The sequence below is a fragment of the Ruegeria sp. AH7 genome, from assembly GCF_056541325.1.
This window is the reverse complement of sequence record NZ_JBQFYF010000002.1, coordinates 705,538-728,158: the sequence shown is the minus strand read 5'-3', so window position 1 is coordinate 728,158 and position 22,621 is coordinate 705,538. Positions and strand designations below refer to the sequence as shown.

Genomic DNA, 22,621 nt, shown 5'->3' with positions numbered 1-22,621 from the left:
AAACCATCGTTCGGAGGGAACCCGCACCAAGCAACACCCGCTTAGGTTGTGTGACAAACAGGCCAAATCAAAACCGCGTAAAGGAACACGGAAGATGCAGGACCTGTTGACCATGATCACGACACTTCGCCGCCCACGGCTGCTGACACGGGCGGCAAAACTCGGGGTGCAGGATTACAATCGGGACCGACATCTGCAGCGCATTCTGGGCTATGGATCGCTACCCAGTACAGGTGCGGCGCTTATGCGGCTGATGGATCTTGAGCGAGAGGTAAACACGCAACGAAAAGAAGAAGATGCCGCCTATTCACTAGTGCGGCATCTGGATCTTCTGATCGCGCTGTTGGGTGAGGCGCAGTTGTATCAGGCCAACCGCGCCTCGGCCCTGAACTGATCAGGTAAACGCATCCGGCATCGAGGCTTTCTTCTCAGCGATGTAGGCCTCAAGCGCTGCGGCTGTGTCCGGGTCCATCTGTGGCTGCTGATAGTTGGCCAGCAGATGCTCGACCCGGCTCGACGCCAGCTGCCGGGTATCGCGCGACCCTTCGTCCTGCCAGGTCTCGAACGGCTTGTAATCCAGCACGTCGGTTTTCCAGAAGGCTTCCTTGAAGTTGGCCTGCGTATGCGCGCAACCCAGATAGTGCCCGCCCGGACCAACCTCGCGGATCGCATCCATGGCCTGAGCGTTTTCATCATAAGCCACGCCTTTGGCCAGCCCATGCAAAACGCCCAACTGGTCGGCATCCATGACAAACTTCTCAAAGTCGGCCACCAGACCGCCTTCAAGCCAGCCACAGGCATGCAGCATGAAGTTCACACCAGCCATCAGACCCATGTTCAGCGAGTTCGCCGTTTCATAGGCCGCCTGCGCATCCGGCAGTTTCGAGCCGCAGAACGACCCGGCAGAGCGGTACGGCAGGTTCAGGCGGCGGGCCAATTGACCTGCGCCATAGGTGATATGCGCCGCCTCTGGTGTGCCGAATGTCGGCGCGCCCGAGTTCATGTCGATCGAGGTCACAAAGGCCCCAAAAATTGCTGGTGCGCCGGGTCGAATGATCTGGCTGTAAGAAATACCCGCCAGCACTTCTGCCAGAACCTGCGTCAGCGTGCCCGCAACCGAAACAGGCGCCATTGCACCACCCACGATAAAGGGCGAAATGATGCAGGCCTGGTTGTTCTTGGCATACACCTCCAGCGCGCCCATCATCACGTCATCAAATGTCATGGGTGAGTTGATGTTGGTCAGCGAGGTCATGACTGTGTTGTTCTGAACGAACTCTTTGCCGAACAGAATCTCGCACATCTCAACCGAATCCTGCGCCCGGCTAGGATCAGTGACTGATCCCATGAACGGCTTGTCAGACAGGGTCATATGCGCCTTAAGCATATCCAAGTGTCGCTTGTTCACCGGAATATCAGTCGGCTCGCATACAGTACCGCCCGAATGATGCAGCCACTTGGACATATAGGCCAGCTTCACGAACTTGTTGAAGTCATCCATGGTCGCATAGCGGCGGCCACCTTGGGCATCCCGCACAAACGGCGGGCCATAGACCGGAGCCAGCACCAGATTGCGGCCGCCAATCACCACCGATTTCTCGGGGTTGCGGGCGTGTTGTGTGAACTCGCTGGGGGCGGTCTTGATCAGCTCACGAGCTAATCCACGGGGGATTCGCACGCGTTCGCCGTCAATATCGGCGCCGGCATCGCGCCAGCGTTCCAATGCAGCCGGATTGTCCACGAAGTTGACGCCGATCTCTTCCAGCACGGTTTCCGCGTTGTGTTCGATGATCTCCAACGCTTCTTCGTTGAGGATCTCGAAATTCGGAATGTTGCGTTCGATATACTTCGCCGTTTCGATACGAACTGCGGTGCGCTCGGCACGGCGGGCGGCGCCACCGCCACCTCTCGCCCTGCGTCGGGTGCTTGCCTCTGCCATGAGAAAATCCCGTCTGATGTGTTTAGATTGACAGCTTAGTTACAGGATTGAGCACCCACAGGCATATGGTTTACGGCGCTCTGGGGGGAAAAGCGACATTGGGCGCAGCGTTCGCAACCATCTGTGCCGTCGCGGCGATGGCGCTATGCTTCCGAGATCGTATCCCACTCGATACTGTCGATACTTGGCTCTAACATCAGTGGGGCCACAACCTTATGCTGCAGTTCTTCGGGATGATCCTCCATCGAAACAAGAACAGCAATTGTACGCTTGCCTTCAATTGCGTCGCCTTTTTCAAAGCCCACGATCCGAACATTGTTCTGCGCCAATGCCTTGAGAACAGCGACACGCGCATCTGCCTGCGCCTCTTCCAAGCATTGAAGAACAACCTTGAACTCCTGAGTCAGAGGCACCCCGGCTCGCGTCGTGCGTTTTAGCCACTTCACCAACGGCCTGAGGCCAAGGTTCACGAAGATGACAAAGCCCGTCATCATGACGGCAAACACCCAGGCACCCGCCCCTGCCATCATTCCAACTGCTGCCGAACACCACAGCGTCGCCGCGGTATTGAGGCCATGAATCGTGAACCCGTGCCGGAAGATTATCCCGGCCCCCAAAAAGCCGATGCCCGAAACAACCTGAGCCGCAACACGCGTTGGGCTGACCTCATCGGGAAAGAGCGCTGAGAATACAACAAAGGCGGCGGCACTTAGTGCAACCAGGGCATTGGTGCGCAGCCCGGCCATTCTTTGGCGCACCTGACGCTCTGATCCGATCAAAGCGCCACAAAACAGCGCCAATCCCAGGTTCAATGCGGCTATTTCGATGGAAATCGGCAATTTCTGTCCCTTGTCTTATCGGGGCATTCCTTGACCCAGCCGAGCTGTCATATTTTCGTTACAAAACTTTTACAATTCCTTTTTTTTGGTTCGCAGAACTTACCCGAGGATCAGAGGTTGCTCTTGCGAAACTGATGCGCTTGGCCTAAGGCGCGGATATGACCCAAGACACCCATGACCGCCTTCTGATCATCGACTTCGGCAGCCAGGTGACGCAGCTGATTGCACGCCGCCTGCGCGAGCTGAATGTTTATTGCGAAATTCACCCTTATCAGAATGTCACGATGAACCTTGTGCGAGAAATGGCCCCGCGAGCCGTGATCTTCTCGGGCGGGCCCGACAGTGTGACGCGCGATGGATCACCCCGCGCCCCGCAAGAGATTTTCGACTACGGCGTTCCAATTCTGGGCATCTGCTATGGCCAGCAGGTGATGATGCAGCAACTGGGTGGGAAGGTCGAAGGTGGTAAAATTTCGGGAGGTGGAGGCACTGCGGAATTCGGCCGTGCTTTTGTCAGCCCGAAGGGTGCCTTGTCCCTACTCGACGATTGGTTTGCCGAGGGTGACGAACAGGTCTGGATGAGCCACGGTGACCATGTCAGCCAGTTGGCCCCAGGGTTCGAGGTTTACGGCACTTCACCCAATGCTCCTTATGCGATCACCGCCGACACCACACGCCATTTCTATGCGGTCCAGTTCCACCCCGAAGTGCACCACACCCCAAAGGGCGCCAAGCTGTATGAGAACTTCGTAAAGCTTGCGGGCTTCAAAGGCGATTGGACCATGGGTGCCTATCGCGAGGAAATGATCCGCAAAATCCGTGAACAGGTCGGCGACAAAAAGGTCATCTGCGGCTTGTCCGGCGGCGTCGACAGCTCGGTCGCGGCGATCCTGATTCACGAAGCCATCGGCGATCAGCTGACCTGCGTTTTTGTCGACCACGGATTGCTGCGGAAGAACGAGGCCGAAGAAGTCGTCGGCATGTTCCGCGACAATTACAATATTCAGTTGATCCACGCCGACGAATCCGAATTGTTTCTAGGCGAGTTGGACGGTCAATCCGACCCGGAAACCAAACGCAAGATCATCGGTAAGCTGTTCATCGACGTGTTCCAGAAGCATGCCGATACCATCGAAGGGGCCGAATTCCTGGCCCAGGGCACGCTGTATCCAGATGTGATCGAGTCTGTTTCTTTCTCGGGCGGCCCCTCGGTGACGATCAAATCGCACCACAACGTGGGCGGTCTTCCTGAAAAGATGGGCCTGAAACTGGTTGAACCCCTGCGGGAGCTATTCAAGGATGAGGTCCGCGCCTTGGGTCGCGAACTGGGTCTGCCCGCCAGCTTCATTGGCCGACACCCCTTCCCCGGCCCCGGTCTGGCAATCCGTTGCCCCGGCGAGATCACCCGAGAAAAGCTGGAGATTCTGCGCGAAGCAGACGCCATCTATATCGACCAGATCCGCAAACACGGGCTCTATGATGATATCTGGCAGGCCTTTGTCGCCATTCTGCCCGTGCGCACCGTGGGCGTGATGGGCGATGGCCGCACCTATGACTACGCCTGCGCGCTGCGCGCGGTCACTTCAGTCGACGGCATGACGGCGGATTATTATCCGTTCAGCCATGAGTTTCTGGGCGAAACCGCCACACGGATCATCAACGAGGTGAAGGGCATCAATCGCTGCACCTACGATATCACTTCGAAGCCGCCCGGAACGATCGAGTGGGAGTAGTCCCAGATTAAACGAACGGGAAATCGCGCTGAAAACCCTTTCGCCAGTTCGAGCAATCCACCCTCCTGAGCGCGATTTCTTGCGCTCAGGATTGGCTTGCAATCCAATCTCTGATCACTCACCTTATGAGCGGCTCATCTGGTATGTATGACCCGGCCAATTGATTTTTTGTTACTAGGTTCCGCCCAAGGCTTCGTTTATGGCACTGATCCGAAACGCTTTTCATATTCTTTTCATGACCATCTTCACACTGATCGCGCTTGAAGCGGTCCTGTTTGCCGCGTTTTCGATACGGGACATATTCAGTGGAAATGAAGCCCCCAAAACCTCCGATAATCCCAATCAAGATGAAGAGACCCGGCAGTTCCAAAAGGACGCGCAAAGCTTTCAGGGCTATCCCTATAAGGCTTTTGTGGGGTGGCAATCGCCTCAAATCTCAAGCGAGACGCTGAATATCGACGACAATCTGCGTCGGATCACAGTCAATTCGAACCCGCCGACGGATCACAAGGTGCATTTCTTTGGCGGCTCCACCATGTGGGGGCACAGTGTTTCCGACAAGAACACAATCCCATCCCATTTCAGCAATTTAACGGGAAAGACGGCGATCAACTACGGGGAACAAGCCTATAACTCGCGCCAGAGCCTCAACAGGCTTCTCAACACTCTGGACAGTATCCAACCCGGCGACAACGTCGTGTTTTTTGATGGTGTGAATGACGTCTATCACAACTGTCTCAGCCTGAACTCGCCCGACGGGCATCCGCGCGAAGGGTTTATTAAGGAGAAGCTGCGTGGGAAGTTCGGCGGAATCTCGGGGCTTGTATCATCGACCTCAACCTACCGGCTGGCCCACCGGATCAGTGAGAAGCTGGGCTCGGGAGACAATAGCAAGCGCTTTGCAGATCTGAACCAATGTGGTGATCCGGCCTATGCCGAGCGTGTCGCCGATTTCCTCGTCAGCAGCTGGGCTGCAACCGAAGCCATTGTAAATTCACGGGGGGCACGTTTCTCCTGCGTCTTGCAACCAAACCCGTATACCCTGCCCGACCGTCCGTTCAGCCACAACGAAACATATGCCGCGCAGATTCAACAGGTTTATCCGCTGATCCGTGAAAAGGCGCAAAAACTCGACTGTTTTCAGGACTATTCAGGCATCCTGCAGCAGGATTTCTATATCGATCATTGTTGCCACGTAAACGCACAGGGAAACCTGGAAATCGCCCGGCGTTTTGCGCAGGACCTCAACTAATCCAGGCATTTCTTCCTACACGGAAAGATTCAGAGTGCCAGAGCGGAAAAAATCCGGTTAGTTCCAGTTGCAACGTCAAGAAATTGCGAAGGACACCGGGTGGATAAGGGCTCAATTCAAATCGGCAAGGCGGCCCTTTGGATGACAGGGGCCATTCTGTCATTTTCCTCAATGGCAGTGGCCGGGCGAGAGCTGAGCCTGCATCACGACACGTTCGAAATCATGATGTATCGCAGCTTTGTGGGCATCGTGGTGGTCGCTCTGGTGCTGAGCGTATCCGGCAAATGGCATCAGATTACGACCCAGCGACTGGGCCTGCATGCGGTGCGCAATGTGCTGCATTTCACCGGGCAAAACCTGTGGTTCTATGCAGTCGGAGTGATTCCCTTGGCGCAGGTCTTTGCCCTGGAATTCACGCAACCGATCTGGGTGATCCTTCTGTCGCCTCTGCTGTTGAAGGAGCGTCTGACGCCGCTGAAGATGCTGGCCGCGCTTATAGGCTTTGCCGGTATCCTGATTGTCGCTCGTCCCGGCACCGCACCAATAAGCCCAGGGCTGATAACTGCTGCAGCGTCTGCAATTTTCTTCGCGTTTACAACGATTACCACGAAAAAGCTGACGCGCTTTGCTAGTATCGGCTGCATCATGTTCTGGCTGGCGGTCATGCAGGCCGCACTCGGCGCAGCAGCGGCCGGTATGGATGGTCAGATCGCACTGCCAAACGCCCAGACCGCACCGTTTCTGGTTCTGGTTGGATTGGCCGGGTTGCTGGCACATTTCTGCATTACCAATGCCTTAGCCATCGCGCCTGCAACGGTGGTCGTACCGTTCGACTTTGCCCGCCTGCCCACCATTGCGGTGGTTGGCATGCTTTTGTACCATGAGCCCATTGATCATTGGACCATGCTGGGCGCCTCAGTAATTTTTTCCGGCATCTTTCTGAATGTCTGGTCCGAAAATCGTAACAGTTTAGCAACAGTCCATAAGTCTAGTTGCAATAAGTAACGCTCCGTCACCCGTTGACCTTAAACTAACCGAAAAGAAAGTATCGGGCACTAATCAGCGGGCCAGTGTCAAACACACTCAGTTTTATTCACGAAAACCCGCATCGAAAGCAAGGGAGGACAGCAATGAAAAAGGCACTACTCGCCACATGCGCGCTGTGCGTGGGGGCAACGGCAGGCTATGCAGGTGGTCTGGACCGCAGCGGTCAAGGCATCAATCTGATCTTTGAAGAAGGGACAGTTGTTCAGTTCCGGTTGGGGTACACTGACCCAAGCGTCAGCGGCACGCTCGGTGGCGTAGATTCTGGAAATGTAAGTAACAGCTTCTTTACGCCGCATTTTGGCTACAAGACCTCGCTAAGTGAAAAGCTCGACTTTGCAATCATGTATGATCAGCCATTTGGCGCTGATATCGAATATGCTTCTACATACCCTCTGTCGATCAATCCAGCGGCACCCGGTGACACACTGAACGCCAGCGCGGATACCGATGCGATCACCGGCTTGTTCCGTTACAAGTTCGATAATGGGTTCAGTGCGCTGGCCGGGCTTCGCATTCAGCGTGTCGAAGCCAATGTGAACGTTCCGGTGGTCGCTGGCTACAACGTTCAGACCGATGCAGATACTGCATTTGGTTATGTGGTTGGCGTCGCTTGGGAGAAGCCTGAAATCGCAGCCCGTGTCGCACTGACCTACAACTCAAAAATCTCACATGATTTGTCTCAGACCGAGACCAGTCTTTTGACCGGCTCCGCCGCAACGACCACAGAGATCGAAACACCGCAGTCGGTCAATCTCGATTTCCAAACCGGGGTAGCACCAAAAACACTTTTGTTCGGATCTGTGCGCTGGGTTGACTGGCCTCAGCTGGATTTTGCGCCGCCAACCTATGTAGGCCTTACTGGAAACAGCCTTGTAGACTATGAAGATGATACATTTACCTACACGCTTGGCTTGGGTTACCAATTCAACGACGAATTCTCGGGTGCGGTAACGCTAGGATACGAATCTAAAGGCTCTGAGCCAGTTTCCAACCTTGGACCGACCAACGGCTTCTGGAGCATCGGACTGGGTGGTACGTATTCGCTTGAAAAGGCCAAGATTTCGGGCGGTGTGCGTTACACAGATATCGGAGATGCAATCGTTGACGGTGCTGGTCCCGGCGCTCGGGCCAACTTCACCGGCAACAGCGCTTGGAGCGTTGGGTTCCAGGTTACCTATCAGCTGGACTAATCAACGCAAACGAACCTTGTTAGACCCCGCCCACCCGGCGGGGTCTTTCTTTTTCGCAAGAACCGGGTCGCGGCGTCTGTCATCAAATGACAAGTTAGGGCCATGGAACCACAAAAACATCTCTCACCCCGAGCTTGGGCCGAACTTCTTTTGCTCGGCCTGATCTGGGGCGCGTCCTTTGTAGCGATCCGCATCGCTCTAGACACTATCCCGGTTATGACTTCGGTTCTGCACCGGACCTTCTGGGCCATGGCCGCGCTATGGTTGATTGTCTGGATCAAAGGCATTGAGATCCCCAAAAGCCCAAAGGTTTGGCTCGCGTTCCTGATCATGGGCCTTTTGAACAACGCCATCCCGTTTTCACTGATGGCCTGGGGGCAGCTTCATATCGACACCGGCCTGACTGCAATATTGAACGCCGCAACAGCAGTCTTCGGCGTATTGGTCGCCGCGCTGTTCTTTAAAGACGAACGGCTGACGCCAAACCGGTTGATCGGCGTGGTCCTGGGGTTTCTCGGCGTCTCAATTGCCATTGGATTAAACAGCTTCACCGGTTTCAATCTGCAAAGCCTTGCCCAATTGGCTGTACTGGCGGGCACGGTCTCTTATGCATTTGCCAGCGCGTGGGGCCGCAAACACTTGTCGGGTCTGTCTCCTATCCTCGCGGCTGCTGGAATGCTGACGGGGGCAACCTTGCTGATCCTGCCAATCAGTATAATACATGACGGGCTGCCCACACTTGCCCTTCCGGCTGTGACATGGGCTGCCATCGGATACTATGCGATCATCGCAACGGCGGCGGCCTATCTGCTCTACTACCGCGTACTTGCCATGGCAGGCAGTGGAAATCTGATGCTGGTAACCCTTGTGATCCCTCCGGTTGCCATCGTTCTTGGCTCGCTTTTGCGGGACGAAGCGCTTGGCGCAAACGCCTATATCGGCTTTGCGATCCTTGCACTGGGTCTGCTGATCTTGAACCGCCAAGGCAAGCATGATTGACGCGCCCCCTCGCCCGTTCTAGCAAAGGCGAAACAAAGGGACAGCGGATCATGATCTACGGCTCGGCAAAAGACTGGCGCACCGCTGCGCGCAAGAAAGTGCTGTTTTTCGGCATGTCGGGCTTGGGCAAAACCTACGTGTCCAACATTCTGCGCGATTCAGGCGATTGGTTCCACTACTCGATCGATTATCGGATCGGCACACGATATATGGGCGAATACATCACCGACAACGCCAAGGCCGAGGCGATGAAAGTGCCTTTTCTGCGGGACCTGCTTCTGTCGGATTCCATTTATATTGGCTCGAATATTTCGTTCGAGAATTTGACCCCCGTGGCCGCCTATTTGGGAAAACCGGGCGATCCGGCCAAGGGTGGGCTCGAAATGCCCGAATACCGGCGCCGGCAGGAACAGTTTAGATTGGCCGAAATTCACGCCTTGCTGGATACCGAATATTTTATCGATCGCGCTCAGCGCCTGTATAACTATCCTCATTTCATCTGCGACACCGGCGGCTCGATCTGCGAATGGGTCGACCCCGACGACCCTTCAGATCAGGTGATGACTGAGTTGTCAAAGCACACGTTGATGATTTGGCTCAAAGGTGATGAAGAGCACACGGCCGAGCTAATTCGCCGCTTCGACAAAGCCCCCAAGCCGATGTCCTATCAGTCCGAGTTCCTGACCCGCAGTTGGACTGAATACCTGGATCAGCAAGGCTGTTTCGAGGCTGAGGTCGATCCCGACGCCTTCATCCGCTGGACCTATGCCCAGGCGCTGGCCCACCGCCAGCCAAGATATGCCGCGATGGCCAAAAACTGGGGCATCGCCCTCACTGCAGCCGAGATCGGTGGCGTGCGTGACGCATCTGATTTCGATGAGTTGATCGAAGGCACCCTTGAGGCTCAGCCCAGGAAAGCCTAGTTAGCAGTTTCCGTTACACTTATTGAAGCCTGAACCGATGCCGATCAAAATCCCATCTGACCTGCCCGCCTATGATGTCCTGACTGAGGAAGGCGTCATGGTCATGGCCGAGGATCAGGCGATGCGGCAGGACATCCGGCCCTTACGCATCGGGTTGTTGAACTTGATGCCCAAGAAAATTCAGACTGAAAACCAATTTGCACGATTGATCGGGGCGACACCGCTGCAGATCGACCTGTCGCTGATCCGCATGACGGAACACCGGACCAAGAACACGGCTGCCGCGCATATGGCGGAGTTTTACCGCCCGTTTCAGGAGGTGAAGGATCAAAAGTTCGACGGCCTGATCATTACCGGTGCCCCGATTGAGCATCTGGAATTCAACGATGTCACCTATTGGGACGAAATCAGCGAAGTGTTCGAATGGACGCAAACCAATGTGCATTCCACCTTCGGCGTCTGCTGGGGTGGAATGGCGATGATCAACCATTTCCACGGCGTGAAGAAACACATGCTGGATGCAAAGGCCTTTGGCTGCTTTCGGCACCAGAATTTGAACCCGGCCTCGCCATTTCTGCGCGGGTTTTCAGACGATTGCGTCATCCCCGTCAGTCGCTGGACCGAGATGAAGCAGGCTGAGATAAATGCCGCACCGGGTCTGAACATCCTGTTGGGCAGCGATGATGTCGGCCCCTGCCTGGTTGAAGATCAAAAGCACCGTGCGCTCTATATCTTCAACCATTTCGAATATGACAGCGATACGCTAAAGCAGGAATATGATCGAGACGTGGCCAATGACACGCCAATCAATGTGCCGATCAACTACTACCCGGATGACGATCCTGCACAAACGCCACAGAACAGGTGGCGTAGCCATGCGCATCTTCTTTATGGCAACTGGATCAACGAAATCTACCAGACAACACCGTTCGATATGGATCAAATTGGCCGCTAAAATACTGATATCATTTGCCGTACTCCTGCTGGGCTTCGCCATTTTTACAACTTGGCGCAGCACCCAGATCGAAGCTCGAGCCGAGGCTGCCTTCCCCCCCGAAGGTCAGATACTGGATGTTGATGGGATAGCGGTGCATGCCGTTGTGATGGGCACAGGGCCGGACGTGGTGTTGATTCATGGCTCCAGCGGGAACACTCGTGATATGACCTTTGCGCTGGCTCCGATCCTTGCGCAACAGTATCGCGTGATCGTGTTCGACCGCCCCGGCCTGGGCTATTCGGCCAGCTTCAACCCGGATGGCGAAACTATCATCGAACAGGCCGAAATCCTGCAAAAGGCCGCGGCGCAGCTTGGGGCAGAGAAACCCATTGTCGCGGGGCAAAGCTATGGTGGATCGGTTTCCCTGGCCTGGGCTGTAACACAGCCCGACAACATTTCAGCCCTTGTTCTGATTGCACCTGCCGCAATGCCCTGGGAAACGCCTTTGGATGGCTTTAACCGCCTAGCCTCAACCCCAACTGGCAATGCTCTGGCCTTGCCGTTGATCACATCCTTTGTTCCAAACTGGTATGTGGACCAGGCGATGGATCAAGTCTTTGCCCCGCAATCCACGCCAGAAGGCTATGCTGCGCATTTCGGACCCGAACTGACGATGCGCCGCGCATCTATGCATGCCAATGCCAAGCAGCGAGCAAATCTACTGGACGAAGTTGCCGCGCTACAGCCGCGCTATTCAGAAATTTCGGTTCCGACCGAGATCGTGCATGGGACGGCGGATGATACGGTTGGGCTGGAGTGGCATTCACACCGTCTGATTGACCAGATACCAGGCGCTGAACTCATCGAACTTCCGGGGATTGGCCACATGCCTCAGGTGGTCGCAGCTGATGCGGTCGCAGCAGCAATTGATCGCGCTGCAAAACGCGCGGGTTTGCGTTAAACGGTCAGCTAATCCATAGTAACTTATGGATTTATCATGAGGTGAGGCATGGCCCGGACCGAAAAAGACGCGATCACGGCCTATTTCAACAAGAAAGCCCCCAAGGACGTACGTACGCTGATCAAGACGGCCGAAAAAGGCGATATCCTGAACCCGACCTACCCGTATGCTCAAAAGATTAAGTCGAAAGACTATGAGTCTCAAATCGATGCGCTGCAGATCGAACTGGTCAAGATGCAGTCTTGGGTCAAAGAAACCGGCGAACGCGTAGCGATTATCTTCGAAGGCCGTGATGCTGCGGGCAAAGGCGGCACAATCAAGCGGTTCCGCGAAAATCTAAACCCTCGGGGCGCACGCAACGTTGCGCTGTCCAAACCCTCGGACGCCGAGCGCAGCCAATGGTATTTTCAGCGCTACATCCCTCATCTGCCTGCCGCAGGCGAGATCGTGTTTTTTGATCGCAGCTGGTACAATCGCGGCGTGGTTGAAAATGTCTTTGGCTTCTGCACGCACGAAGAACGGGAACGCTTTTTTCGTCAGGTCATTCCACTGGAAACCGGTTTGGTCAATGACGGCATTCGACTGTTCAAGTTCTGGCTAAATGTCGGCCGGGCCGAGCAGCTCAACCGGTTTTTGGCACGAGAGACCGACCCGCTAAAGCAATGGAAACTCAGCCCGATCGACGTGGCCGGTCTGGACAAGTGGGATGCGTATTCTGAAGCGATCTCCGAAACCCTAACCCGTTCACATACCGAGAAAAGCCCCTGGACCATCGTCCGATCAGACGACAAAAAACGCGCTCGTATTGCGGCCATCCAGACGGTTCTGCATGCATTGGATTATGATCAAAAAGATCGCAAGGCTTTGGGTAAGGTTGACCCAAAGATCTGCGGCGGGGCAGAGATATGGGACGCTTAAACAAAAAAGCACAAATCATCGATATTCGACACCACACCAAGTAGTTGGACGGCAAGCCGCCAGTCGACTATGTCAATGGTTCTGGAATACTGAAAACAACCCTGAGGCCGGGATGACGAAACGCGGGTACCACCACGGAAACCTGAAACAAGCCTTGATCGAGGCCGCGTTGTCCCTGATCGAAGAAAAGGGACCAACTGGCTTTACCCTGTCCGAGGCTGCCAAAACCGCCGGTGTCACACCTGCCGCTGTCTATCGCCATTATCACGGGCGCGAGGACCTGATAGCCGAAGCGGCAAAACAGGGTTTTGAGATGTTCGCGGACCTAATGCAATACGCCTATGACCAGGGTCAACCTTCGGCCTTAGCGGCGTTCGAGGCCACAGGGCGCGCCTATCTGGCTTTTGCCAGAAAACATCCGGGCCACTATATTGCGATGTTCGAAAGCGGTGTTTCATTGAACCGCACGCCCGAGCTGTCGCTGGCCGCGAACCGCGCTAAATCCGTGCTGGAAAAGGCAGCTGCAGATCTGTCTCAGCATATCCCGCCCGAAAAGCGCCCGCCTGCCTCGATGTTCAGCGCACATATCTGGGCGATGAGCCACGGCGTGGTCGAGCTGTATGCCCGCAACACGGGTGCGACATCACCCTTCCCGCCCGAGGATTTGCTGGAAAGCGGCATCGGCATCTATCTGCGAGGGTTGGGTCTTGTCCCTCAGGATGATTGATTGGGTCAGATGCGCCCGCTGCTCTGAGGAACACTTAGCCCAGACGTGACATTGATCAGGTCCATGTCACCCATTCCCTTGATAGCGACACGCCCGATATCTGACACCTGGAACTCGTCAATCAGCGCGTATTTCATCTCTTCCGGAGCAACAATATGCATCGGGTTTGCAAAGACCTGAAGACGTGCAGCTGTGTTCACCGCAGGTCCGAACACGTCGTAAACATATTTCTGAATACCCACGACCGACCCGACAGCCGCGCCCATTCCCAGACCAATCCGGGCCTGCCATTTGTGCGGATGGCTTTCATTTCGACGCTCGAGATATCGCAGAAAGCGTACGGCGCAATGGGCCACAGAGGTTGCGTGATCGGGCGTAGCGTCCGGCATCCCGGAAACAGCCAGATAAGCATCGCCAATCGTCTTGATCCGCTCGCAACCGAACTGTTCGACGATCCGATCAAAGGCCGTGAAGATATCGTTTAATTCGCTGAGTGTGACAGTTGGATCGGTTTTGGCGGCGAAATCGGTGAAGCCGACAAAATCCAGCATTACCACCGAGACTTCTTTGTACAACTGAGGCGTCACAACGCCAAAGGTTTTGAACTCTTCGTAGACCGCGCGCGGCATGACGTTCAGCAGCAGACGCTCGACCCTCTCTTTTTCACGCTCCAACTCACGGGTATTGCGCTCTACCATGGTCGAGTAGCTGTCGATCATGCTTTCAAGCTCACGAATGCGAGTGATGTTCTGGCATTCAACAATCAGCAGTTGATCTGACAGTTCATTGGTCAGCGAAACGGTGACCGCAAAGACCAGTGTCCGGCGCTTTGGTTTGATCTGTAACTCAACAGAGTAGCGTAGTCCGGACTGTTTCACGTCATCCAGTTCACGCAGATCAAGGTCAGGGATAAGGTCCAAAAGCGTCTGTTTCTTTTCGGGCGTGCCAAACCATTCCGAGAAAGGACTGTTGTGAAAGACAAACTTCAGGTCTGACGCCCGCACGATCGCTACGCCGACCCCGATCGCGCGTAAAAGTTGTTCATTGATGGCATGAATGCTCATGCAGCGTGCCGAACCACTATGATCGAACGTTTGTTTTCAATCGCGCCAAGGGCCGTTTGGATATCCTGAGCGGATACACCGTGCATCTCCAAAGCTTCACCAAACAGCGCAGCCATCTCGTCAAAATCCGCATGCGTAATATTGAGATGGCTGTGAACCGCCTTGATCCTGTCATCACTGAATGACGCCGGGCCACCGATCAGAGAGGATACAAACTTGGTCTGATGATCAATCAATCGAGGCATATCGATATCTTCGAAATAGTCCCCGATCTGGTCGGACTCTAACGCCATTTCATAAAATGACATCACCACCCGGCTGATCGTTTTGAAACCACCGTATTTCTCATAAAGCGTCTGTGCCACACGAATACCCGGGTGCTACCTTTGAATAACACCATGAGGCTACATCAAATTAACGGTTTTGTTAACGTTTAACGGGTCAAAGCACTTGCAACCTGTGTATCTGCTGAAAAACGTGACATCGGATTGTGAGTCAGCGCCTATCGGGTTCCGTGTGTTCGATCATATGCGGACACAGTAGGTTGCACATGTGCTGATCGCGCTTCATCGCCCGGATCGTAGACCTCGATCAATAAGGGATAGCAGGCGGCGGTGTCCGACGAATGCTCTGACGAGCAATCCCCGCCTGGACAGGCTGACAGGCCAACGGTCAAGTCGATTTCGGCATAAAATTCAAGATAATCGCCGGGGCGCACCGGGCTGGCCTTCATGAAATACTGCCCGGTTTCCTGTGTGAATCCGGTGCACATGAAAACGTTCAGCACATCATGCACAAGCATCTCGGCTTCGTGCAAGGGCAATTCACAATGCTGGGCCAGCGCGCGTGTCAGGTTCGAATGGCAGCAATAGTGGTAGTCTTGGCCCGACAGCAAACGCCCCGTGTACGGATCGCACCGAGTGCCAATCACATCATGGACCGAGCCGCCAAAAGCGTCGAACCCGTACCAATCCAGCGTATCGTCAACGATAGTGGCTATTGGGCGCAGGAAGGGAAAGCTGGACCACATCCGGTCACCCGTCGACAAATGCGTGCCATGCAACGCGCGGGTTTTGCCGGAATAGAACCGCTCCGACAGGTTATGGGTGTTCCACAGGTTCAAATCCCCGACCTGCGGGCCTTCGACCGAAACGATGCGAAAGAAAGCACCGGCAGGCACGTCGATACAGGCAGCATCGCGCGGCGCAGCTGTCACCTCAGACGATTTACGGGCAGTTTCGCGCAGTGCCTTTAGCCCATTCAGATTTGGCTGCACCAAGCTATCAGAAGGGTAGCAAATGACCGGCTGAATGGCCTGACGCGCCGCCGCATCAAAGGGCGCTGCGTGTTTGGGATTGTCAGATTTCATAGGCTACCTCCGGACCAAGTACCGATTGTTCCTTAGATAGTTAGCTTAGTTTCTGATCGACAACCATGCCAGCATCGAACTGCCGCAAGAAACACCTACCCAACGCCGCCTGCGCGCCAATCGAAGGATCCTATCAGTAAGGGGTGGTGGCGGAGAGACAGGGATTCGAACCCTGGAGACGGTTTCCCGCCTACACACTTTCCAGGCGTGCGCCTTCGACCACTCGGCCACCTCTCCGTGAGCGGGATACTTGAACCATCGTCAGAGGATTTGCAAGGGCCGAATAGCGCGAAAACTCAACCTTTCACAGGCAGCTCTGAAATCTGGCTACAGCTCATCTCCGTCACCGTCAGACAGGTCCGCCTGAGTCAGATCGGCAGGTTTCGAAGAAGCCTGTCTGGGTTGATCCTCAGGCTTGGCGACAGGCGATTGCGCTTGCAGCACCTCAGGGTTCCGCAGCCAGAGGTCACGTTGAGCGAACGGAATCTCGATACCTGCTTCGGTGAAGCGTCGGTTGATTTCGTGGTTCATGTCGGACTTTACTGACAGCACCCAGTTTACATCCCGCAGGATCGCCCGGATTTCAAAATCCAGCGAATCCGCGCCGAACCCCTGGAAAACGACGCTGGGCGCTGGGTTCGCCAGAACCATGGGATGTGCGTTTGCAATCTCACCCAGGATCGTTTCAACCTGCTGTGTATCGGTGCCATAGGCGACACCCACCGGCACGATTACGCGGCCAATTGTATTGCCTCTTGTATAGTTGGTGACCACGCCAGAAATCAGGTCCGAGTTGGGGACGATCACATCTGTACGGTCAAATGTTTCGATCCGCGTTGACCGGACCGAGATGTCGCGCACATAGCCCATCATTCCGTTTACATCGATCCAGTCGCCTTTGGAGATCGGCCGCTCAACCAACAGGATTATGCCCGAAACGAAGTTCGACACGATAGTTTGCAGACCAAACCCAATACCGACAGACAGGGCACCCGCGACAATAGCAAGCGATGACAGATCAAAACCTGCCACCATAATTGCAACCAAAGCCGCCAAGAAAATCCCGACATAGCCCGAACCTGCGACAATCGCGTTCTGCCCACCCGGATCGATACTGGTTTTGGGCAGCAACGAGTTTCGCAGTCCGCTTTGCAGCAATCGTGTCAGTCCATACCCGATCACAAAAACGGCGACAAAGGTCAGGAAGTTACTGGGCGAAATTGTAATCCCACCGATATTGAACCCTTGCAAGAGGCGCGACCAGACTTCTAGCAAGTCCGTTTCACGCGCGCCCCAGTAAATCGCCAAAATCGGCAACGCCAATATCGACAGGGCAAACCCGACCAAAACTGCGAATAGAGAATCCCGCGCGGCATCGCCCTGCCCTGTGATCCAGCCATAAACCTGGCTGATAAAACGTTGGATGATGACCAATGCAGCGATCAGAATAAGTGTTTTAACAGCAGGAAAGACAATGGCCTCGGCTGCGTTTATATAGCCAAAAATTGCCAGAAAAGGCGTTGTGATACCCAACAAGAAAACTGCGCGGCGTAAAAACTCGATCACTTGGGTGAAACCGGCGCTACGCACCGTGCTGGCCTGATCGGAACCCTCAGACCGTATGTCATTGGTTCGAATTTGCCGAACACGTAGCAGCAAAAGTGCAGTGACCACGATCACCGGAAAACTGACAACCGCGCGGGTCGCATCAGAGGTGTTTTCAATCTGCTCGAACAGCAATGCCAACTCGTGCAGGATCAACATGATCGCTAGAAGATCAATGTAGATGCGCAACTCTGTGATTCTGGCAGGGGAAATACGCTTAAAGTCGTTCGCAGCGCTCATCACGTAAATCTGGCGGCCGATCCAATCATAAAACAGAATGATCGCAGCCCAATAGGGAATCTCATCCAGCAGCAAAGTGCCCCTCAGACCAAGAACATCGGTCATGTCGATTGCTGTCACGATAGCGACGACCCCGATCCAGGGCAGAACAATCCGAAGCAGAGAAATCACAAAGGTCCATGCGCCTGCGCCCCTGCCGCCGAGCCTGCGCAAGTAGTCCCCGCCTTTTTCGGACCAATGCTTACCAAAGATCAGCAAAACAGCGGAGAGCACCAGCAATATAAAGATGCCTAAACCACGATCGGTGACCTGTTCGCGAACAACGTCTGTTCGCATGTTCTCGACCGTTTCATTGATGAGGCTGCGGAAGGCCTCTTTGACGTCCACCCACGCCGGACCCCAATAGACCGGATTGATCGGAGACGGCCCTTTTTCAAGCAGTTGCTTTTTCTGACGCTCGCGAAGGATCTGATCAATTTCGCCGATCAGCCCGTTTGCACGACTGAATGCTTCTTCAGATATGATCCTTGGGACCCGCAGCTTGTTGAGCTGGTTTTCGAGATGCTCGCGCAACGCAGCGATGTCTTCAGGTTCTGAGGCATCGCCTTCAGGCTTGGGGCCCAGGGCCTTTAACTGGCTTTCAAGGGTCTGTATCCGCTCTGTGTTGGCGCCACGCGCCCTGTTAAAATCTTCGCGATATCCATTAATTTCCGAGCGCAGATTCTCCATTGCGGCATTCGACGCTCGGTTTGCATCGATCACCGCCTCGGCCCGGTCCGCCGTCTTGATCCAACCCTGATAATACTCACTCTGCCTGTCGGTCAGTTGCGCGGTAGCCGCGCTAACTAGCCCGAACATACAAAAGATCACCAGCGTCAGACACAGGCGGACCTGTTGCAGCATCAGATATCCTCGAACACGCCGGGGATTTTACGGGGCACTTCCGTCATCCAATCAGGCACCGGTAGCTCTTTTTCCCGCAGGAATTCCGGGTTGAACAGTTTCGACTGATAGCGCGTGCCGTAGTCGCATAGAATGGTCACAATGGTATGGCCGGGGCCCAAGTCCTTGGCCAGACGCACAGCGCCCGCCATGTTGATCGCGGTCGACCCGCCCATGACCAGACCTTCTTCGCGCAGCAGATCGAAGATATAAGGCAAGGCTTCGTTATCGGTCATCTGATACGCGAAATCGGGTTTAAACCCTTCGAGGTTCTTAGTGATGCGCACCTGCCCGATGCCTTCGGCGATCGAACCGCCCTCCATCGCGATCTCACCGGTGGTGTAGTAGGAATACAGCCCTGCGCCCATCGGATCGACCAGACCGATCTTCACGCCTTTGGGCTGCAACGCTTCGGCCACACCGGCCAATGTACCGCCCGACCCCACCGCGCAGACAAAACCATCCACCTTGCCATCGGTCTGTTCCCAAATCTCGGGCCCAGTGGTTTCCACATGCGCCTGACGGTTGGCGACGTTGTCGAACTGATTGGCCCAGATCGCGCCATTGGGTTCGGTCTTGGCCAGTTCCTCGGCTAGGCGGCGTGAATAGTGGACAAAGTTATTGGGATTGCGATACGGCGCGGCCGGAACTTGCACCAATTGCGCACCCGCAAGGCGCAGCATGTCCTTCTTTTCTTCTGATTGAGTTTCGGGGATCACGATCACCGTCTTGAACCCCATCGAAGCACCGACTAGTGCAAGGCCAATCCCGGTATTGCCCGCGGTACCTTCGACAATCGTGCCACCGGGCTTTAGTTCACCCCGGGCAACCGCATCGCGAATGATGTAAAGCGCCGCGCGGTCTTTGACGGACTGACCAGGGTTCATGAACTCGGCCTTGCCGAGGATTTCGCATCCGGTCTCTTCACTGATGCGTTTCAGCCGGATCAGCGGTGTTTTCCCGACTGCGTCGGCAAGGTCTCGTGCAATGCGCATGGCGCCCTCATGTCATTTGGTATCAGGCAAGATTTACAGCCGCGCTGCCGCAACCACAAGCGCGATAGTCACCCGCGCAGCCGGTCCCGGTGGCGGGCCAACCAATGGGCTAAGGACAGAAGCGGCAAATCCTTGAACGCATGGCTGTCTACAAGGTCGATGAATTCGGAATAAGGCACGATCCGGGTGCGGATATCTTCGCCTTCGCTCGCCAAACCGCCCGTATCTGTGGTTTGGGTCAACTCCCCTAGTCCGACATAAAGATACAGGTACTCGGTCGAGGATCCGCTGGACGAATAAGCCCCGCCTGCAAACTCCAATGCGTCAAAGGTGACACCGGCTTCCTCCAGCGCTTCGCGATATGCGGCCTGTTTCGGTGTTTCACCCGGATCGATCATCCCCGCGACTGGCTCCCACATCCAGGGTTCTGGGTCTTCGATCAGGAAAATCGGTGTCCGAAACTGTTCAACCAGCAGGACCGCATCGCGCACAGGGTCATAAGGCAAAACGACCACCGCACTGCCCTGCAACAGGCTGTTGCGGTTCAGAACTGGCCCCATTGATCCGTCATGCTGGCGATATTGGAGCCGGATCTCCTCCATTCCGAAATAGTCGACATAGGCGCGGCGGTGGCTGTGGACGATCACGTCCTGTGTGATGTCACGCGGATCACCTGTGCGTCGCTGCCGAGCGAACAGCTTAGCCCAGGCACGGGTCTGGATGGCGGGCATACTGCGGGCCATCTGCTTGGCGTCGACCCTGCCGAAATAGGCCATCTCCTCTTCGGCGGCGAGGGCCGTGACGGGGCCCAGTTTCTCGGCCCATGCTTCCAATGTCCACAAACCTGCGGGAACCCAGGTGCCGGGGGCTGGGAAGAACACTTGAGCCTCAGCCTGAACGCCATCCGGCAATTCTACATTCAGCGTTTGCAGATCATAGTCGAAACCGCCTTCGTAGAACGCAAGCCGTGCCAAATCGACCTCGCTCAGGCCGCGCACCAGCAAACCATAGGCCTGTGCGCCGGGCTTAGGCTGGATCATCGGGAAATCCTGCCCCTGCACCGCGTGAACCGTGTGATCTGCAAGGGTTGCTGGTGTGATGCGCAAATCCTCCGCGGAACGGCCCAAGACACGCTCCAGCAGCGGGACATAGCGAAGGGTGCCGTAAAAGAACAAATCTGACACGGAGAGACTTTCTATTTGGAGTGACGGGTCAGCGCCAGCGGCGGCTAGCGATTTCGGTTGCAAGCCCAGACAAAACAGACCCAACGGCTAGGGTGATCAGGATTTCAGGCACCAGCAGAAGCTTTCCATAATCGACTCCGATCACGAAGATCGCCTTTACAGCCTCGAAGGGGCCATCATACCGGTTGCGCATGGCCAGGCGGAACATCTCGTAACAGCCCTGAACAAACAACGCCCAGAACACCAGCGAGGCCACTCCGGTCAGACCATTGTTGATCCCCGCCGTCCATCCGCGCCCGGCGCGCTTGCCCATGATCTTCCACCCACAGGCAACGGCCAGCGCAATGTTCACAAGGGTGAAATAGCCATAGTCTTTGCCCTCTTCGCCATTCTCGATGATCATGGTCGACACCAGAAAGGCCACCACCACCAGGCAAAGGGCGGCAACTAGACGAGCGGCTGTGGGCATTGCGTATTCCGTTCCTTAACTGGGCTTTGCTATGGTGATCTGTGTCACATCGCAATTGCCTGTGTCAAAGGCAGCGCCACATGCGGTCAAATAATAATTCCACATGCGGCGGAAACGCTCATCAAACCCCATGTCCGAGATCTGATCCCATTTGGCGTTGAACGTGTCATACCAGCGGCGCAAAGTCAGGTCATAGCTTTTGCCGAACTCTTTCGAACGCACCAAGTTTAGTCCCGCCAGATCGATTTGCTCACGTAAAACCGTAGGCGATGGCAGCATACCGCCGGGAAAGATATATTTCTGAATGAAATCAACGCCATTCTTATAGTAGTCCCAGCGGTGATCGCCAACTGTGATAATCTGTAGCGTCGCCTGCGCTCCGGGTTTCAACCGCTCGCGCACCGTATCGAAATAGACAGGCCAGTATTTCTGCCCAACGGCCTCGAACATCTCGATCGAGGCGATACCGTCATATTGCCCGGTTTCATCCCGATAGTCCTGCAGCTTCAGATCAACCATATCGGAAAGCCCAGCCTTTTCCATGCGTTGCTGCGCAAACTTCAACTGTTCTTGACTGATAGTCAGGCCGGTGACCCGAAGGCCACGCTCTTTCGCGGCATATTCGGCAAAACCGCCCCACCCGCATCCGATCTCAAGCACATGATCACCGGGTTTCACGCCCATTTCGTCAATCAGGCTGGCATATTTGGCGGTTTGCGCCTTTTCCAGACTCTCCTGCCCGGTCTCGAACAAGGCGCTTGAATAGGTCATCGTATCATCAAGCCAAAGACCGTAGAAATCATTCCCCAGATCGTAATGATACGAGATGTTTTTCTTGGCCTGAGCCCGGTTGTTCCGATGCAACCAGAACCGCAAACGTTCATAGGCCTGAACAAGGAATTTGCCCGTAAACCCGTCATAAACCGTTTCCGAGCCCAGATGCACCAAATCCATGAAAGAACGTAGGTCCGGCGTGCTCCAATGCCCTTCTAAATAAGCGTCCGAGAATCCAAGCTCGCCTTCGCGGATCAAGCGTGCAAATACATCGGGATCATGAATTTCTACGGCGGCAATAGGGCCCGGTTTTGCACCTTCGGTCCGAAACACACGCCCGTCAGGCAGTGTGATGTCCAATCGCCCGGCCTCCATCTTGCCGAGCATTTTGAAAACTTGAGCAAAATATCTGGGCAGGTCTTTCTGCCCCTCGGTCGATGTCAGGGTCATCCGCTCTCCCCTCTGCGGTGTTTGATGCAGGCTAGGACGGGTTTTTGTTTCTTGCAAGTTTTCA

Annotated in this window: 21 protein-coding genes and 1 tRNA gene; 11 read left to right on the top strand and 11 right to left on the bottom strand. The window is 55.2% G+C overall.

What is annotated here, in order from left to right; translation table 11 throughout:
- Positions 1-94 precede the first annotated feature (94 nt).
- On the top strand, positions 95-394 hold the full coding sequence (locus ACR0JX_RS08120) for a DUF6477 family protein (protein WP_480542941.1): 300 nt from the start codon (positions 95-97) through the stop codon (positions 392-394).
- On the opposite strand, the gene ACR0JX_RS08115 is transcribed toward ACR0JX_RS08120, so the two are convergent.
- On the bottom strand, positions 395-1,939 hold the full coding sequence (locus tag ACR0JX_RS08115; protein WP_480542939.1) for a trimethylamine methyltransferase family protein: 1,545 nt from the start codon (positions 1,937-1,939) through the stop codon (positions 395-397).
- Positions 1,940-2,082: 143 nt separating this feature from the next.
- Complete coding sequence (locus ACR0JX_RS08110; protein WP_170530088.1) at positions 2,083-2,778, bottom strand: MgtC/SapB family protein; 696 nt, start codon at positions 2,776-2,778, stop codon at positions 2,083-2,085.
- 158 nt (positions 2,779-2,936) lie between these two features.
- On the opposite strand from ACR0JX_RS08110, the gene guaA reads away from it, so the two are divergent.
- The 10 genes from guaA to ACR0JX_RS08060 all read left to right on the top strand — a co-directional run bounded on the left by guaA (position 2,937) and on the right by ACR0JX_RS08060 (position 13,465).
- The gene (gene guaA, locus ACR0JX_RS08105; protein WP_480542936.1) at positions 2,937-4,511 is read left to right on the top strand and encodes a glutamine-hydrolyzing GMP synthase; all 1,575 of its coding nucleotides are present in this window, start codon (positions 2,937-2,939) and stop codon (positions 4,509-4,511) included.
- Between the two features lie 199 nt (positions 4,512-4,710).
- Entirely contained in the window at positions 4,711-5,763 is a 1,053-nt protein-coding gene (locus ACR0JX_RS08100; RefSeq protein WP_480542934.1) for a hypothetical protein, read from the top strand.
- 99 nt (positions 5,764-5,862) lie between these two features.
- Positions 5,863-6,768 carry a DMT family transporter gene (locus ACR0JX_RS08095; protein WP_480542932.1) on the top strand — a complete coding sequence of 302 codons (906 nt, stop codon included), beginning with the start codon at positions 5,863-5,865 and terminating at the stop codon, positions 6,766-6,768.
- A 125-nt stretch (positions 6,769-6,893) separates the two neighbouring features.
- The gene (locus ACR0JX_RS08090; protein WP_480542930.1) at positions 6,894-8,000 is read left to right on the top strand and encodes an OmpP1/FadL family transporter; all 1,107 of its coding nucleotides are present in this window, start codon (positions 6,894-6,896) and stop codon (positions 7,998-8,000) included.
- Between the two features lie 102 nt (positions 8,001-8,102).
- Positions 8,103-8,999 carry a DMT family transporter gene (locus ACR0JX_RS08085; protein ID WP_480542928.1) on the top strand — a complete coding sequence of 299 codons (897 nt, stop codon included), beginning with the start codon at positions 8,103-8,105 and terminating at the stop codon, positions 8,997-8,999.
- A gap of 50 nt (positions 9,000-9,049) precedes the next feature.
- Positions 9,050-9,922 carry an ATPase gene (locus ACR0JX_RS08080; protein WP_480542926.1) on the top strand — a complete coding sequence of 291 codons (873 nt, stop codon included), beginning with the start codon at positions 9,050-9,052 and terminating at the stop codon, positions 9,920-9,922.
- Between the two features lie 37 nt (positions 9,923-9,959).
- Positions 9,960-10,877 carry a homoserine O-acetyltransferase MetA gene (metA, locus tag ACR0JX_RS08075; protein ID WP_480542924.1) on the top strand — a complete coding sequence of 306 codons (918 nt, stop codon included), beginning with the start codon at positions 9,960-9,962 and terminating at the stop codon, positions 10,875-10,877.
- Positions 10,867-11,820, top strand: a complete 954-nt coding sequence (locus ACR0JX_RS08070) for an alpha/beta fold hydrolase (RefSeq protein WP_480542922.1) — start codon at positions 10,867-10,869, stop codon at positions 11,818-11,820. The genes metA and ACR0JX_RS08070 overlap by 11 nt, the downstream gene beginning before the upstream one ends.
- 48 nt (positions 11,821-11,868) lie before the next feature.
- The gene (gene ppk2, locus ACR0JX_RS08065; protein WP_480542921.1) at positions 11,869-12,738 is read left to right on the top strand and encodes a polyphosphate kinase 2; all 870 of its coding nucleotides are present in this window, start codon (positions 11,869-11,871) and stop codon (positions 12,736-12,738) included.
- Between the two features lie 112 nt (positions 12,739-12,850).
- Positions 12,851-13,465, top strand: a complete 615-nt coding sequence (locus ACR0JX_RS08060; RefSeq protein ID WP_170530110.1) for a TetR/AcrR family transcriptional regulator — start codon at positions 12,851-12,853, stop codon at positions 13,463-13,465.
- 5 nt (positions 13,466-13,470) lie between these two features.
- On the opposite strand, the gene ACR0JX_RS08055 is transcribed toward ACR0JX_RS08060, so the two are convergent.
- The 9 genes from ACR0JX_RS08055 to ACR0JX_RS08015 all read right to left on the bottom strand — a co-directional run bounded on the left by ACR0JX_RS08055 (position 13,471) and on the right by ACR0JX_RS08015 (position 22,557).
- Positions 13,471-14,529, bottom strand: a complete 1,059-nt coding sequence (locus tag ACR0JX_RS08055; protein WP_480542919.1) for an adenylate/guanylate cyclase domain-containing protein — start codon at positions 14,527-14,529, stop codon at positions 13,471-13,473.
- Positions 14,526-14,894 (bottom strand): group I truncated hemoglobin, encoded by a 369-nt coding sequence (locus ACR0JX_RS08050; protein WP_480542917.1) that lies wholly within the window; start codon positions 14,892-14,894, stop codon positions 14,526-14,528. The genes ACR0JX_RS08055 and ACR0JX_RS08050 overlap by 4 nt, the downstream gene beginning before the upstream one ends.
- A gap of 137 nt (positions 14,895-15,031) precedes the next feature.
- Positions 15,032-15,898 (bottom strand): urea carboxylase-associated family protein, encoded by an 867-nt coding sequence (locus tag ACR0JX_RS08045; protein WP_480542915.1) that lies wholly within the window; start codon positions 15,896-15,898, stop codon positions 15,032-15,034.
- Positions 15,899-16,045: 147 nt separating this feature from the next.
- Positions 16,046-16,135 (bottom strand) — tRNA-Ser (locus tag ACR0JX_RS08040).
- A 90-nt stretch (positions 16,136-16,225) separates the two neighbouring features.
- Positions 16,226-18,646 carry a DUF3772 domain-containing protein gene (locus tag ACR0JX_RS08035; RefSeq protein ID WP_480542914.1) on the bottom strand — a complete coding sequence of 807 codons (2,421 nt, stop codon included), beginning with the start codon at positions 18,644-18,646 and terminating at the stop codon, positions 16,226-16,228.
- Positions 18,646-19,680 carry a cysteine synthase A gene (locus ACR0JX_RS08030; RefSeq protein WP_170530120.1) on the bottom strand — a complete coding sequence of 345 codons (1,035 nt, stop codon included), beginning with the start codon at positions 19,678-19,680 and terminating at the stop codon, positions 18,646-18,648. Before ACR0JX_RS08030 ends, ACR0JX_RS08035 begins: the two co-directional genes overlap by 1 nt.
- Positions 19,681-19,748: 68 nt before the next feature.
- Positions 19,749-20,864: an NUDIX domain-containing protein gene (locus ACR0JX_RS08025; RefSeq protein WP_480542912.1), complete on the bottom strand. Its 1,116-nt coding sequence runs from the start codon at positions 20,862-20,864 to the stop codon at positions 19,749-19,751.
- A gap of 28 nt (positions 20,865-20,892) precedes the next feature.
- Positions 20,893-21,333 carry a TrgA family protein gene (locus tag ACR0JX_RS08020; protein ID WP_480542910.1) on the bottom strand — a complete coding sequence of 147 codons (441 nt, stop codon included), beginning with the start codon at positions 21,331-21,333 and terminating at the stop codon, positions 20,893-20,895.
- Positions 21,334-21,348: 15 nt separating this feature from the next.
- Positions 21,349-22,557 (bottom strand): class I SAM-dependent methyltransferase, encoded by a 1,209-nt coding sequence (locus ACR0JX_RS08015; RefSeq protein ID WP_480542908.1) that lies wholly within the window; start codon positions 22,555-22,557, stop codon positions 21,349-21,351.
- Between the last annotated feature and the right edge of the window lie 64 nt (positions 22,558-22,621).